Annotated in this window: 13 protein-coding genes; 3 read left to right on the top strand and 10 right to left on the bottom strand. The window is 38.8% G+C overall.

What is annotated here, in order from left to right; genetic code table 11:
* Nucleotides 1–147: 147 nt before the first annotated feature.
* The 7 genes from phnX to ODQ17_RS10255 form a co-directional block, all read right to left on the bottom strand.
* Nucleotides 148–963, bottom strand: a complete 816-nt coding sequence (gene phnX, locus ODQ17_RS10285) for a phosphonoacetaldehyde hydrolase (RefSeq protein WP_322903389.1) — start codon at nucleotides 961–963, stop codon at nucleotides 148–150.
* 27 nt (nucleotides 964–990) lie between these two features.
* Nucleotides 991–2,178, bottom strand: a complete 1,188-nt coding sequence (phnW, locus tag ODQ17_RS10280; protein ID WP_322903576.1) for a 2-aminoethylphosphonate--pyruvate transaminase — start codon at nucleotides 2,176–2,178, stop codon at nucleotides 991–993.
* A 26-nt stretch (nucleotides 2,179–2,204) separates the two neighbouring features.
* Complete coding sequence (locus tag ODQ17_RS10275) at nucleotides 2,205–3,359, bottom strand: TIGR03364 family FAD-dependent oxidoreductase (RefSeq protein WP_322903387.1); 1,155 nt, start codon at nucleotides 3,357–3,359, stop codon at nucleotides 2,205–2,207.
* A gap of 105 nt (nucleotides 3,360–3,464) precedes the next feature.
* Nucleotides 3,465–5,174 (bottom strand): putative 2-aminoethylphosphonate ABC transporter permease subunit, encoded by a 1,710-nt coding sequence (locus ODQ17_RS10270; protein WP_322903385.1) that lies wholly within the window; start codon nucleotides 5,172–5,174, stop codon nucleotides 3,465–3,467.
* Nucleotides 5,168–6,370, bottom strand: a complete 1,203-nt coding sequence (locus ODQ17_RS10265) for an ABC transporter ATP-binding protein (protein ID WP_322903383.1) — start codon at nucleotides 6,368–6,370, stop codon at nucleotides 5,168–5,170. Before ODQ17_RS10265 ends, ODQ17_RS10270 begins: the two co-directional genes overlap by 7 nt.
* Before the next feature lie 22 nt (nucleotides 6,371–6,392).
* Entirely contained in the window at nucleotides 6,393–7,430 is a 1,038-nt protein-coding gene (locus tag ODQ17_RS10260; RefSeq protein WP_322903381.1) for a putative 2-aminoethylphosphonate ABC transporter substrate-binding protein, read from the bottom strand.
* A gap of 91 nt (nucleotides 7,431–7,521) precedes the next feature.
* On the bottom strand, nucleotides 7,522–8,244 hold the full coding sequence (locus ODQ17_RS10255) for a UTRA domain-containing protein (protein ID WP_144730912.1): 723 nt from the start codon (nucleotides 8,242–8,244) through the stop codon (nucleotides 7,522–7,524).
* 1,248 nt (nucleotides 8,245–9,492) lie between these two features.
* Here ODQ17_RS10255 and alr point away from each other — a divergent pair.
* Nucleotides 9,493–10,785 (top strand): alanine racemase, encoded by a 1,293-nt coding sequence (alr, locus tag ODQ17_RS10250; protein WP_322903377.1) that lies wholly within the window; start codon nucleotides 9,493–9,495, stop codon nucleotides 10,783–10,785.
* Between the two features lie 148 nt (nucleotides 10,786–10,933).
* Here alr and pobA read toward each other — a convergent pair whose 3' ends face one another.
* Nucleotides 10,934–12,148: a 4-hydroxybenzoate 3-monooxygenase gene (gene pobA, locus ODQ17_RS10245; RefSeq protein ID WP_322903374.1), complete on the bottom strand. Its 1,215-nt coding sequence runs from the start codon at nucleotides 12,146–12,148 to the stop codon at nucleotides 10,934–10,936.
* A gap of 141 nt (nucleotides 12,149–12,289) precedes the next feature.
* Here pobA and pobR point away from each other — a divergent pair, with 141 nt between their 5' ends.
* A complete protein-coding gene (pobR, locus tag ODQ17_RS10240; RefSeq protein WP_192454782.1) occupies nucleotides 12,290–13,105 on the top strand; it encodes an IclR family transcriptional regulator PobR in 816 nt (271 codons plus the stop codon).
* A 56-nt stretch (nucleotides 13,106–13,161) separates the two neighbouring features.
* Here pobR and ODQ17_RS10235 read toward each other — a convergent pair whose 3' ends face one another.
* Complete coding sequence (locus ODQ17_RS10235) at nucleotides 13,162–13,758, bottom strand: NAD(P)H-dependent oxidoreductase (protein WP_322903371.1); 597 nt, start codon at nucleotides 13,756–13,758, stop codon at nucleotides 13,162–13,164.
* Between the two features lie 98 nt (nucleotides 13,759–13,856).
* Between ODQ17_RS10235 and ODQ17_RS10230 the strand changes: the two genes are divergently transcribed.
* The gene (locus ODQ17_RS10230) at nucleotides 13,857–14,762 is read left to right on the top strand and encodes a LysR family transcriptional regulator (RefSeq protein WP_322903369.1); all 906 of its coding nucleotides are present in this window, start codon (nucleotides 13,857–13,859) and stop codon (nucleotides 14,760–14,762) included.
* A gap of 93 nt (nucleotides 14,763–14,855) precedes the next feature.
* Here ODQ17_RS10230 and ODQ17_RS10225 read toward each other — a convergent pair whose 3' ends face one another.
* On the bottom strand, nucleotides 14,856–15,407 hold the full coding sequence (locus ODQ17_RS10225) for a TetR/AcrR family transcriptional regulator (protein ID WP_322903367.1): 552 nt from the start codon (nucleotides 15,405–15,407) through the stop codon (nucleotides 14,856–14,858).
* Between the last annotated feature and the right edge of the window lie 435 nt (nucleotides 15,408–15,842).

Below are 15,842 nucleotides of genomic sequence, written 5' to 3'. Positions count from 1 at the left end.
ATGGTTAGCAGGAAATAAGGAATCTACTCGTTTAAGTTACTCCTCATTTCCATATATGTAGAGTTTATCTACTCTTCATTTTAATTTTTTAGGTAAGCTTAGCTCCCAAGGGAGCTAAGCTTAAAAATATATAGACCTAAACTTTGTTTAAGGTCGTTCACCCTGCCCCAAACGACGTTCAATATCATCTAGTACATTTGGCAAATCCGCGACACTATCAATCACATAGTGAGCGCCCGATGCATTCATTTTCTGGTATGCCTTATCTTTTAGAACAATCTGTTCATCAGCCGATAATGCTCTCCACTCTTCAAAGCTTAAACCAACTTCGTTACCGCTAATCGCAAGCCCGACTGTCCAGCACCCTGCGTTTAAACCTTCATCTATACCCACCACGGTATCATCTACTTTTACAACAGTTTTGATATCAGATACGTCGAGTTGAATTAAGTTCTTCCATAGCATTTCAGGATATGGACGGCCAAATTTCACGTCGCTGGCAGTAACAATACAGTCTGGACGGTAGCCTTGATCGGCAGCATCTCTAATCAATCGTCCAATCATCATTGATGCATAACCAGTGTTACTACCAATTTTTGCGCCACGCTTTTTAATATTTTCAAAAGTCGCCAATGCACCCGGAATTAAAGCCGAGCATGTTGGAATCGAATCTAATTGATAAGGAATAAAGTCTTTATATAAACGATCAATATCTGCTTCAGTTGCAGGCTTCCCATAAATTTCCTGCCATGCAGCCGCTACACGCGGCATTTTTAAAACGGCAGCAATATGGTCACGTTTCTCTAATCCCATTGGCGCACGCGCTTCTTCAATCGTAATTTCAACTTTATTATCTTTAAATAAAGCCATAAAAGCTAAAATTGGTGCGCGTGAGCCAAAATCTACTGTCGTACCAGCCCAGTCAAAAACCACAGCCTGAATTTGTGTATTGTTGGTTGTCATGATGTATTCCCTTTAATTTAATAAAAATTATGCTGTTACAGCTTGATTTAGATGGCTTTTGCAGTAGCTGGTAATCGCAGCAAGAAGCCCTTCAATGTCGTGAATATAAACTTCTCCAATATTGCCAATACGGAAACAATTAAGATCAGTGACTTTGCCCGGATAAATTACATAACCTGATTTTTTCAACGTTTCATAAAATGACTGAAAGCTAAATGTTTCAACTGTCGGGTAAAGAAATGTGGTGATAATGGGTGATTGAGGTGCTTGATTACCTAATACCAATTCAAAACCAAGCTGTTGCATACCTTGCGATAAGGTTTGTTGGTTTTGTAAATAACGTTGATAACGTGCAGCTACTCCGCCCTCTGTCTCAAGCTCAAGTAAGGCTTGATAAAATGCACGTACCACATGGGTTGGCGAGGTAAAACGCCATTTACCGTTATGCTGTTCCATTGTGTTCCACTGGTCATATAAATCGAGGCTGACTGAACGAGCCAAACCTTTACACGCTTCTAGGCAATCACGTTTTGCCAAAATGAAACCAAAGCCCGGAACACCTTGAATACATTTATTTGCACTTGAAATCAGAAAATCAATTTCAAGCTCAGCCATATCCATTGGTACACCGCCAAATGAACTCATGGCATCCACAATCCAGATTTTTCCTGCTGCTTTCACCAAACGGCCAATGTCTTGAATCGGGTTTAAAATTCCTGTGGTGGTTTCACAATGCACACAGGCAACGTGACTAATGGTTTTATCTTGTAAAACACGCTCAATCTCTTGTAAATCTGGTGTCTGGGTTTCTAAATAATTCAGCTCTACAACTTCAATATTTAGGCAGCGTGCCATTTGCACCATACGTGCACCGTATGCGCCATTATTAATAATTAAGATTTTGCCATCACGCGGAATAGCTGAACCAAGCACAGACTCCACGGCAAAACTACCACTGCCTTGCATTAATACAGCCGTATATTTTTCAGATTGGCTGGTTGCTAAGTTGACGAGACGAGAGCGGATATCTTGTACCAGCGAGTTGTATTCTTGGTCCCAAGTACACCAGTCTTTTTGCATGGCACGGCGTACTGTCGCCGATGTTGATAACGGTCCTGGAGTAAGAAGCAAATACTTGTTCTCTAAGTCCATATCGAGTTGTGGTTGCATGTTCATAATGTTGCTCATCTTGTTCGCGTTAATTTCAATATACATCAATCTGGTTTAAACCAGATGACAAACTAGTAAATATTTTGTTCTAATATTTCTTTCATAAATCCAGCCCCTGTGGTCATGCCTTTACCGGCAATCGCACTCACCAAAAAGATATTTTTTTCAGCTTCAGTGATACAGGCCAACTCATGTTCATGGGTCAGGTAATAACCATTCCAACGTTTTTGAATTGGAGGTAAAGTCAGACCCAATTTTTCATGGCAATAAGTTTGAATAAACTCATTAATGTCTTCACGCTGCTCGAACTGAGGCGCTTCATTAATCGAATGATATTCGTGGCTATCACCGACGATGAGTTCACCAAATTCGTTTTGCTTAATTAAAATATGAATACCGAATTCTTTGATTAGCCCTTGCTGCGATGCTTTAATCAGCTCAGCATGACTCGGGCAAATTTCAAAAGCTGGATACCGTGAAATGGATAAACCTGAATACATAGACGCATTTAAGTTTTGATGGAACCGATGAGTCAGAGCCATTTGTAGGCCACAACGTTTCAGGTTCAAACTTTGTAAAAGATCTGGATATAAAACATCGATGACTTCACCGTGACAGATTAAAACTTTATTTGCCCGATGTGCCTCACCATTTGCTAAACGAACGTGACAGCTTCCATGTTGATATTGAGTTTGAACGACACAGGCATTGATATAAATCTTTACGCCTTTACTTTCGGCATATGCCAACAATCGCTGCCCAACCACATGCGGTTCGACCGAATAATCTTCTTCGAAAACCAAACCGCCTTGAAACTGCTGCTCGGGGTTCAAATAGGAAAATTGGGTGACCAGCTCATCATGACTTCGTAAATGAACTGGAATTTGGTAGTTATTTGCACGCTCGGTAAACTCATTTAAAACTTGCCATTCAAGTGCCGTATTGGCGAGATAGACACCTTGGCGTTGAGCAAACGAAATATCGGTTTCAGCCTGAATGCGTTGATAAAAAGAACGCGTTTCAAGAGCGTACTTTCGCCACTGCTGTTCAGGATGGGTTAAAGTCGATGTTCCAACCATGCCGAAATTACGGCGAGTCGCCCCCACTGGCTTAGCATTTTTCTCGAAGATACAAACTTTTAAGCCTTGTTCTTGTGCCTGTATGGCTGCGGACAAACCTAAAATACCAGCACCGACAATAATTAAATCAAACTGTACGTGATTCATAAGACTTCCAATTTGCAAAATTTAGAATGAATAAACCCTTGCCTTGTTAAACAAAGCATTTCGTTTCAGTCGGTTAAATAAAAATTGTGTTTAGCTAAACGCTAGTTAATGAGAGCTTTCACGCCACTGCTGACTTCTTGCCATAATTTTTCGGGTAAATAACCAATGAATGAGTTTTACAACACATGAGGTGGTTAAAATCAAAATGCTCATGGCAACAGCAGCAACCGTGTCTCCTGCATCATCCATATTTAAAACCGCTACCGCCGCTAAACTGGTGTCGGGTGAATAGAGGAAAATGGCAGCCGACACAGTGGTCATGGCATTGACAAAAACATAGACCGACACATCGCATAGCGCTGGAAAGCACATAGGCAAATACACTTTCCAAAAAGTTTTCCACTTTGATGTTCCTAGTGTTTGTGCTGCCTGATCGAGTTGTAGCGGAATCTGTTTAATGGCATTGGTTAAAGTAAGATGTGGCACGGTGTAATAATGCACGATGGTTGAAATCACCAAAATGGTCATGGTCCCATACAGCACATTTAACGGGTTGCTTTGCTGGTTAAAAAACAAAATATAAGCAATACCCAAGACCAATCCCGGCACAGCGAGTGGCAATAAAACCAAGGCTTGTAAATAATTTTTAATCAGTGGATGTGCTTTAAAACGTTCGGTTAACAGTGCCACCATAAAAATAAGTGCCGTGCCCACAACCGTACTAAAAAGGGCCATGCGAACCGAGTTGAAGTATGCAGTCCAACCACCACCATCGACATATTCAAAACTGTAATGTGCTAAAGTTAAAGACAAATCATAAGGCCAAGACTGGATAAATGAAGCCAGCACTGCCGTAAAGATAATCAGTAAAATCGCACCTGAAACTAAACCACAAAATATGCTCAGAACGACTTCAAGTTTTTTATTCGATGCTGAAACATAAGGTTTAGTCTGAAAAGCTTGAAACCGTGCATGCCGCTTGCTTTGTATTCGATCAAAAATAAATACAAAAACTGCTGGTAGCAATAACAAGATAGAAATCACCGCGCCCATGCTCATGTTCTGCTGACCAATAATCTGTTTATAGACATCAAGCGCCATCATGTTAAATGAACCGCCAATAACTTTGGGAATCCCAAAATCGGTCAGTACATAAATAAAAGCCACTAAACTTGCGCTGATGAGTCCATAACGAATTGCAGGTAGCGTGACGTGGTAATGCGTCTTCCAGATATTTTTACCCAGCGACAAAGATGCCTCAATTAAACGCTGATCGACACTACGAAAAGACACCATCATCAACATCAAAATTGCTGGAAATAGCCAAAAGCAGTAACTGATTAAAATACCGATTGGGCCATAAATTTGTATATCGCCCAGCAAAGGTTTCAATACACCTTGCTTACCAAACAAATAAACCAATGCCAAAGAAGGCAAAAGTGATGGCGCTAAAATCGGTAAAAAAGCGACCACTTTAAAGAAGCCTTTGCCTTTCATATTCACATTGGTGAGTGCAAAAGCATAAATACTGGCAAGAAACACTGTAATGACAGTAGCAGCACAAGCGACCCACACAGAGTTAAATACAGAGCTGAGTAATGCTGGGCTTGCAAAATAATGATAAAAATTTTCAAGACCAACAAAGTTTTGATTTTCATCAAAAAATGCAGATTCAAACAGCATCATTAAAGGAGCAATAATCGCTAAAGTCAAAGCAATTGCGACGCTAGCCAAAGCAACATTTGATCTTAATGAATATTCAGTTTTTAGACGCGGCTGTGTTTTTAAAACCGCTGAAGCAGCTTCATTTAACATAGTGCGTACCCTTGTTCGTCAAAGACATGGATGAGCTGATTAGGTACTTTTATAAACATGAGTTCTTGCAAAGATTTGAACTTGATATTTTCAATCTCAATTTGCAAAAGGTGTTTTGCCTGTTCAATTCCATCGATATGAATAGCGCAAAACAAACGGCGTTTTGCACCTAAAAACTCAGTGCTTAATACTTTAACTGGTAAATACAACGACTCTTTATCACTACCAAAATCATCAACCAACTCGACAGCTTCCGGTCTAAAACCAATGTTGTAGTTTTGCCCTGCTTTAAGTTTTTGCTGTTCCAAATTTAAAGGAATAAAACCTAAAACCTCGAGCTGATTGGTGACTGAACAAGTGGCTTTAAAAAAGTTCATGGTGCCAATAAACTTTGCAACGAATTGGGTTTGTGGCTTGTAGTAAATATTGTGCGGTGTATCAATCTGCTCAATGACGCCATGATTCATCACCACAACACGGTCAGAAATGCTTAATGCTTCTTCTTGATCGTGTGTGACCATAATGGTTGGCAAGTTAAGCTGTGATTGGATCGAACGGATCTTTTGTCTTAGGTTTAGACGTACCTGAGCATCGAGTGCAGACAATGGTTCATCTAACAATAAAATATCAGGCTTCTGTGCAATTGCACGAGCAAGCGCAACACGTTGCTGCTGACCACCTGACAATTGATTTGGATATTTTTTAGCAATATCGGGTAATTCAATCAGTTCTAATAACTGTTGAACCCGTTGGCTACGCTGTGCCTTATCCCACCTTTTTTTGTCTAAGCCAAAAGCAATATTTTCTTCGACGTTTAAGTTTGGAAATAACGCATAGTTCTGAAACACAATGCCGCAGTGACGCTTTTCAGCACTTAACAACGTAATGTCTGCGCCCTTTTTTATGACTTTTCCATAATCAGGTTTTTCTAGACCTGCAATGATGCGTAGCAACGTGGTTTTACCGCACCCTGAAGGCCCCAAAAAACTCACGAACTCACCAGCTTTAAGGTCTAAATTAATATGACTTAGGACCTGAAAGTGTTGGAACTTTTTTTGAATATCCACCACTTCTAAAACCGACGGACCCTGTTCAGGATATTTATAGGTCGTTAATGACGACAGTAAATGCCCTGCTAACTCACCCTTTTGGTTTTGACCCAGCAGCGATGATTGCAATGAAGAAGGAATTTGCATAATGATGCCCTTATCCAAAAGATCACTTTTCAAAACGCTTTGACCATTCAGCCAAAATACGTTCACGCTGCTCGGCCGCCCAATAAAAATCATTTTTTACGAGCATTTGAGGAAGGTTTTTCGGGAAGTCCATAGTGGTATTTTCAATGCCTTTGTAGGCCACCATTGAAAAGTTGTGTGCATAGGCTTCATTTGCCGCTTTGCTTATCGACCAATTTATAAATTTCTGTGCACTATTTAATTTCTTGGTTCCTTTCACAATTGCTGAGGCTTCCATTTCCCAGCCTAAACCTTCAGTTGGATAAACCACTTCTAAAGGTGCACCCTCTGCTTTTAATTTAAATGCTGGATACCCAAAAGAAATTCCAATTGGGATTTCGCCCTGTGCAGCCATTTTGCAAGGTTTTGAACCAGAGTGAGGATATTGTGAAATGTTTTTATTTAAAGCCTGCATATAGTCCCACGCCTGCTTTTCACCCCAGATCTGCATCCAAGCTGTGACATCTAAATACCCTGTTCCACTTGAGGCTGGGTTTGGCATCACAATTAAGTTTTTATAAATCGGGTTGGTTAAATCTTTCCAAGTTTTTGGAATAGGTAACTTACGTTTTTCTAATTCGACTTTATTGACACAAATTGCAGATTCCCATGCATCCATACCCGTCCAAGTCGGTACAGATTTTTGGCTTACAAATTCTGGTTTTAAGTTTTGCACATCTTCAGGTTTAAAAGGCTCAAGCATGTCCTTTTTTTCCATGACCAGCAAACTGGTTAAAGCCACACCAAAAACTACATCTGCTTGTGGGTTTTTCTGCTCTGCCAAAAGTTTAGCGGTGATCACACCTGTTGAATCACGTACCCATTTTACTTTGAGTTCAGGATAGGCTTTATGCAATTCTTCTTGGTACTGTTTAAGCTGATCGGCTTCCACTGCCGTATAGACTGTAATTTCTTGTGATTGTTTTGATGTTGCCGATGAACATCCCATTTGAATAGCGACCACCACACCTAAAACTGATGCAGTGCCGAGTTTAATTGTCTGTTGAACATACTGTTTCATCTGCAAACCATCGAATGCAATTATTTGATGATCGTATTTCAACAGGTTTATATGACAGTTTGATTAATCTGGTTTAAACCAGATTGTATTTTTATGCTCGCGCTTCGAAGTGCAAATCTAAAACATCGTGTAGCCAATATTCTTGGTCAACATCGGTAATCACGCCTTTTTCATTTCTGTTGCTACGACAAATATATAACCCGAGCGCGCCAACATTCACATGCAATGCTTTGGCCTGCTGCTCCGATAAAGCGGTTGGATAGAGGTTAATGTCAGCTCGGGTGATATGGCAGTTATATTGATTTGCCATGAGTAAAGTAATGGATTGCTTGAGATCATGAGTTAAAAACTCGGGAAAAAGCTCGGCATTCACACGTAAATGTTCAACCAAAACAGGTCGTCCATTAATGCAACGACGTCGCCAAACTGAATAAATTGGATGCCCTTTTTCAACTTTTAAATGCTTGGCATCCCAAGAAGTGGCTGTGGTTAGCTCACTCGAAATCACTTCTGTAGAAGGTTCATAGCCTTGTTCAATCACAAACTGGTTAAAGTTTTTTGTCGATTGCGGGTGATAAATAATACGAGGAGAACGAACATACCAACCACGGCGGTCTAATCGATAAATCAGACCATCAGTTTCCAAAGCCAGCAAAGCTTCACGTGCAGCCACGCGAGTGGTTTGGAATTGTTCCGAAAGCACTCTTTCTGATGGGAGTTTTGCGTGGGCTTCTAATACACCCGATTCAATATCATGGGCAATTGCATCGCGGATAGGAATATATTTAGGTATGCGTGCTTGGTCCTGTTCCATACAAACTTAGAATTTATAAATAAAGAAATTAATAGCAATATACTGAAAAAATGTGACAAAAGCTTTTATTAATGCTGATCTTTTAAGCGAAAATTGTCCTATTTCCCGCTTTTTTCAATTCAGCTTTTCCATAAAAAATAGTATGTGTACGCGTACAATCATTTCGGACAACTTCCTTGGCTCATCTGTTTATCAAGGATAAATAGCATAGCGTAACCATTACATCATATTTGTTGAGACACTTATTTAAGATAAAAATTCATATTTCTGTACTGACTCTTACATAGGAATTGAGGATTTTTACTAACACTCAGTATCCGCCCTCCTATATTACTGCCTTGTAGAATTAGAATAGTATGGTCAATAAAAGCCCAAACCCTCTTGAGTAATTAAAAAAACGCACTCATCATCTTATATTTAAAAACTCTTAATATAAAACCACCAATTTAACCAAAACTAAAATATTAAGAAAATTTATTGATTTAAAAATAAACATAAAATTTTAATTTAACAAAATTTTCAAATGACAAATTAAATTAAAAAAACAAGATAAGACCAATTCGTCGATTTATTAAACAAAACCATATCCAACCCTCCAAGGTTAAATACCACTCAACTATTTACTCAATCTAATTAATATTTCATTTATAAAATTTAAATTAATTTATTAAAAACTATTAAATATGACATTAGCTGCTTAAAAATTTGTCACGGTATAACCAAAAATTTTTAAACAATTTCAATAATAAATTATAAATATATGATAAATATAATAATTTTAATATTTTCCATACCATAAAACAAAGTTCCGGATGTTTACCTCTATATATTTTTTATATTTTACCGAATGATAAAAAATAATATTCAACAGATAATAGAAATAAAAAAACCTCTTGTAATAATAAAGTTAATTATTTACCAAATGTTAAATTTTAAAAATTTTCATTAAAAACATCATCAACAATTAGATTAAAAAAATAACATTCAAAAAAATATAGTAATTTTTCTTCTTGTTTTTTCATGAATGTATATTTAGATTTAATTAAGATTATTTGAAATCACATTTGTATTTTATTAATACAGTTTAAGCAAAATTAAATTTTACTTAACACTGCCTATAATATTTTAAGGAGAAAGTATTATTACGACCAAATCGTGTGACATTTTAAATCTATTATATCTCTGTACTTAACCATAAAAATCCACCCAGCGTTAAATCATATTCAGCCAGGAAAGATTAAAAAACTCATGAAACTTAAAACAAAATTTTCGCATCTCGCTTATAGCTGTGCATTAATATTATTCGGTTCGGTGCAATTTGCTCATGCAGCTCCCTTACTCACTCCCCACGTTACAAATGAAGTAAGCCCTGCACCTACAGCCAATGCATGGATTGAAATTGATACTCAAGCGTTTGAAGATAATATTAAAAAGGCAAATCAGTTACTTAATGACAAAACACAACTTTGTGTGGTTATGAAAGCGAACGCATATGGTCATAGTATTGATCTACTTATGCCGAGCGTGATGAAATTAAATGTGTCTTGTATTGGTATTACCAGTAATGCAGAAGCGGCGATGGTGCGCAAGCATGGCTATAAAGGCAAAATTACACGTTTACGTACAGCAACTGATAGTGAAATCATCAATGCACAAGCGTTAAATATTGAAGAGCTTTTGGGCAACTATGATCAAGCTGCTCGTATTTCTCAATGGGCAGCAGCTAATAATACATCTGTTCATTATAGCTTGGCTTTAAATTCAGGCGGCATGGATCGTAATGGTCTTGAAATGTCTACAGCTCAAGGTAAAGAACAAGCTGTGGCGATCACCAAGCTTCCCCATCTTAAAATTGACGGCATTATGACTCATTATGCTGTAGAAGATGAAAAATATGTTCGTGAGCGCCTAGCTCAATTTAATGAACAAACAGCATGGTTGATTAAAAAAGCCAAACTGAATCGTAAAGAATTAACATTACACACAGCTAATTCATTTGCTACCGTAAATGTTCCTGAATCACATTTAGATATGGTTCGTGCAGGTGCAATTATTTATGGAGATTTTCCTAATCACCCAGAATATAAACGTATGATGGCATTTAAAACACAAATTGCTGCAGTTAATAACTACCTTAAAGGTTCAACTGTAGGTTATGACCAAACTTATACGTTGACACGTGATTCTAAACTCGCAAACTTGCCTGTAGGTTATTCGGATGGCTACCGTCGCAGTTTTAGTAATAAAGCTTTTGTTTTAATAAATGGGCAAAAAGCGCCAGTGGTTGGTCGAGTATCAATGAATACTGTTATGGTTGATGTAACAGATATTCCAGAGGCCAAAGCGGGCGATGAAGTTGTATTATATGGTCGTCAAGGTGATGCTGAAGTTAAATCTAGTGATTTAACGAGTCTTACAGGCCATATTTTGACAGAAGCCTACATCCCGTGGAGTAACTCTAATCCACAAGTGATTAAACCTCTTCAATCTCCGCAACAAGTGATATTAACCAATAGTAAAGTTACCGCAACCGCTGAGTAAACTTTAGGTTAATTGATAAGTAGCCCTATATTTCTAAAATATCAGGGCTACTTTTAGTATGACCATATCCCTTAAACTATTTCGTCCCACCCCATTTTTTATATAAAAAAAGAGCATTTTCATGCCCTTTTTATTTCTTATCTAGTCTTTAGCTTGCGTGCTTAAAACTATCAATTTGCTTAATCTCATAAGGCAAACCTACATAGTTTTCGGCCAATGTAGTTTTACCCGCAATTGAACCCAGTACATAACTTAACTCGGCTTGCTTAATTTTATGGTCAAACTCACTTTCAGTTTCAAAGCGATGCAATAAATGAGTCATCCACCAAGAAAAACGCTCTGCTTTCCATACACGTTGTAGGCATTTCTCTGAATATTCATCAATCCCTTGTTCTGAACCTTCAACATAATATTCAACAAGTGCACTTGATAAATAAGCAATATCAGACGCAGCGAGATTTAGGCCTTTTGCTCCTGTCGGTGGAACAATATGCGCAGCATCACCTGCTAAAAATAGTTTGCCGAAGCGCATTGGCTCGGTCACAAAGCTACGTAACGGCGCGATACTTTTTTCAATAGAAGGTCCTGTCACTAGCTTTTCACGGCTTTGCGGATCTAGGCGATTTTTTAACTCATCCCAGAACTTTTCATCTGACCAGTCTTCGACGTGATCTGTTAAAGGGACTTGTAAATAATAACGGCTACGCGTTTCAGAACGCATACTGCATAACGCAAATCCACGTTCTGACTGTACGTAAATCAGTTCATCGGCTACAGGTGGGACATCGGCCAACACCCCTAACCAGCCAAACGGATAAACTTTTTCAAAGGTCTTAATTTTATCTTCTGGCACGCTGGCACGGCAGACACCGTGGTAGCCATCACACCCTGCTATAAAGTCACACTGAATTTGAAAAGATTTACCTTGGTACTCAAACTCAACTTTTGGTGCAGTGTAAAAATCTTTAACTTGTACATTTTGAGCTTCATAAAATGAAGTGAGCTGCTCCGCTTCACGCGCAGTCATTAAATCTTTGGTGACTTCGGTCTGACCATATACGGTCACTTGTTTACCACCCGTGAGTGCGGCTAAATCAACGCGATGCAATTCACCATTGGTTAAGATTTCGATGCCCGAATGCGGTAATCCTTTGTCTTTTAGGTTTTGGTCAACGCCTGCTTGTTTCAGTAAGTCGACCGAAACTTGCTCTAAAATTCCTGCACGAATCCGTGAAGCCACATATTCAGCACTACGTTGCTCAACAATAATATGGTCGATGCCAGCTTTATATAAAAGTTGCCCAAGCAATAACCCTGCTGGTCCAGATCCAATAATTGCAACCTGTGTCTTTAAAATATCCATAACTTCATCCTTGTTTCATCCTGACTTTTAAATTACTGGCTTTAAGTTTTGTGCACTATGTATCCAAGACGAAAATAACCGTTTATCATTTAGTTTGTCCGAATAGCGGACAAAAACAACCAAAATAACAGGAATGAAAGGATGCCTTCTCTCGATGCTTTTTTAGAGCACCCAAACTCGCATGAGAAAATTCGTCAAGAAGACTACATTGCAGGGTTAGCAAAAGGTTTAGCTTTACTGGAAGCTTTTGGAACAGATCGGCAACGGCTCAATGTGACTCAAGTGGCCGAACGAACTGGTATTAGTCGTACCGCGGCAAGGCGGTATTTGAAAACTTTAAAATACTTAGGCTATTTAGAAACCGATGAACATTACTTTTGGCTCACTCATCGTGTACTGCGCTTTTCGAGTTCTTATTTAAGCTCTGCCCACCTGCCTAAAGTTGCTCAATCATTTCTAAATCTTTTGTGCGCGCAGACGTCTCTGACTTTTTCGATTGTAGTTTTGGATGATAACGAAGTGGTGCCGATTGCCCGTAGTTATTTACCGCAGCAAGATAATTTACGTGTCAGCCCTTACGGCATGCATTTAGGAAACCGTTTACCTGCCCATGCAACTTCGACAGGTAAAGTATTGCTGGCAGCACTGCCGGAAGAAGCTCAGCATACTTGGGTAAAAAATTATGGTTTAAAGCGCTTAACCCCTTTTACCATTGTAGATGAGTCAAAGTTTTTTGAAGTACTTAAGGGCATTGCGTTATCGGATTATTGTCTTTCTAAAGAAGAACATGAGCTTGGTGTGATTGCGATTGCAGTGCCTGTATTTAATGCACAAGGTCAAGCCATAGCAGCGCTTAACTGCATGTCTCAAACCAACCGTGTACAAGAAGATTATTTGGTTCAACAAATTTTGCCATTGCTACGCAACACGGCAAATGAACTTAGAAATGTGATTTAAATAGACTTAGAAACTCTTGTTATCAATTAGAGATACAAGAGTTTCAGCTCATGATTTTAAAGGGTGAATTCTTTAACTCGCTGGCTTGCCAGATCCAATGCATTGCTGCGATAAGCCTGCATGTCTAAGCCTTCTGCATAGACAAAATCGACGTCATGAATGCCCATTAGACCTAACACCGCTTTGAGATAAGGCGTGACTGCCTCAGTTTCTTGGCCAACATGAATACCGCCCCGACTACTTACCACCACAGCCTTTACTCCCTCCACCAAACCTTGAGGATAGGTTTCGGTATAGCGGAATGTTTGTCTTGCGCGTGCCACCAAATCGAACCAGTTTTTGAGTTGAGTCGGTACATTTAAATTATACATCGGTGCGCCTATCACCAATAAATCGGCACTTTTTAATTCAGCAATTAATTCATCAGACAAAGCAACGATTCTTTGAATGTCTTGATTTATATTTTCAGCACCACGAAGCGCCTGGAAAATTTCCAAATCTAATACAGGTAGGTTCATTTCAGCTAAATTGCGTATGGTAATGTCATCTTGCAAACCTTGGTCTTTTCGATGTTCAAGCATTACATCAATGAGGCGATTAGTTTGTGAACCCTCACCCATAATGCTGGATTTTAATACCAATATTTTAGCCATGACCATCTCCACGTTTTCGATGAAACCATATTAACTCCACAATAAATTCAACAGTGGTGATATTATTTCTTTATATTGGTTCCTTTTAGGCAACAATCATGCAACATGAGCTAAGTGCCATTTCTATATTTGTGACTGTGGTTGAAGCTGGAAGTTTTGTAAAAGCTGCCGAGCAATTGCATTTAACCCGCTCAGCTATAAGTAAAAATATTGCTCGGCTTGAAGATCAGCTTGGCGTTGCTTTATTTAAAAGAACAACACGTTCGCTCAGCATGACTGACGAAGGTGCTTTGTTTTATGAGCATAGCCGCCGAGCGTTAAGTGAAATACAAAATGCAGCGGCTTTATTAGACCAAGGGAAAATTAATGCAACAGGCCGTTTACGAATGTCTGTGCCAGTGCTGTTCGGGCAACTCTTTGCAGCCCCACTCATGGTTAAATTTACTCAAGAGCATTCGGACTTACAGCTAGAAATTTCATTTAATGATCGAACTGTAGACTTGGTCGAAGAAGGTTTTGATTTATGCATCCGAATCGGAACGTTACCTGACACCACTCAGTTGGTTGCCAAACCGATTGGTGAGCATCGAATGCTACTTTGTGCCTCACCTGACTATTTAAATGAAGCCGGTCCCCTAGAACATATTAAAGATTTAGACCACCACGCCACAATTGCCGATCCGCATTTTGGTCAAATAAAAAAATGGCAACTTCAACAGGAAAATAGCGAACCTTTATTTATTAAACCCAAAACAAAACTTCTTTTAAATGACTTGCAAGCCATTAAAAATGCAGCACTTGCTGGAGCTGGTATCGCTTGGCTACCCGACTGGCTTATTCAAAATGAATTACAGGATGGTAAGCTTGTACAAGTGCTAGAAACCATGTCGAGCATTGCTTTTCCGATTCATTTGGTATGGCCTACGCTGCCTTTTATGCCACTGAAAACCCGTCTTGCAATTGATTATTTGGCGCAGCATTTACCACCTGAGCTGAACAAATAAGTTTAAAGTAAATAAGGCCTTGTCCATTTCATCAAGGTTTTTTTTAATACACGAAGCCAAAGTTTATTGCTTATATTCAAACGCTTTGACCTTCTATTTAGCATTAAGAAAACAATCCAGCACCTTTTCCCGCTCATCTACTCCATCTGAGCTTAAAAGCTGAAAGATTGTGCCTTCAATCATATATAAAAATAGTTTTGCATCCTGAAAAGTCGCATCCGTTTTTAGTTTTATTAACTGACTATAGATTTCATTGATGAGCCAAGTTCTATATTTAATTGCGGTTTGATAGGCTTTTAAATAGGTCAGTTTTATCTCAAAAATAGCTTTAAATAATAAATAGTAAAGCCCGTCTACATCAGTATGTAAAAGATAAAGCGACTTGAGTTTATCTTTCGCACTTGTACCTTGCTCGTATTCAGCAATTGAAACCACTTTTTCTTTTAAACGTTCTTTTTGCACGATTAAACAGATTTCAATAAACCGCTCTTTCGAGTGAAAGTAGTTATAAAAAGTCGCTTTGGGAATTTGACACTCTTTCACAATTCTATCGACCCCAACAGTATGAAACCCAAAATAGTGAAATAAATAAATCGACTTATTTACGACTTGTATGGCACGGGAGGAAAGCATTAAATTTTGCATCGTTTTACCGTTATAAATTCTTGTTGTTTCTAAATGAGATACTTTTTTTGGGAGAAAAAAGGCATAGCAAAGCCGTAAAGACTGTGCGTGGCACATCTCGAGTTTGTTATTGCTAAGTTTTAAGTAAAAATGACTTTAAGCCTGAAAGCCTTAGGGCAATCAAGCTGCTTTAATTTTTTAAGCTGTGTCGTTATAGCTTGTGGCAAAGGCTGCCAAGAAATAATGGATGTGCAAAGCCAACTCCTTTTTATTTGGAGTTCTGCCGACATGAATAGAAATTATGGTGGCAGAACGAAAGAGGGTTGACAGACTGGTGAAAGATATAACCAGCACACCCGAAGGTGTCCCTCTCCCGTCCTACCGCTACGGGAGGAGACTAGGAGTTTACACATAAGAGTATCCCTCAGACGGAATAACTCTGATGCGATCTTTCAT

This window comes from Acinetobacter sp. IRS14, from assembly GCF_034650275.1.
Taxonomy (GTDB): Bacteria; Pseudomonadota; Gammaproteobacteria; order Pseudomonadales; family Moraxellaceae; genus Acinetobacter; species Acinetobacter oleivorans.
Note: the sequence above shows the minus strand (reverse complement) of the source record. Positions and strands in the feature narration are given on the sequence as shown.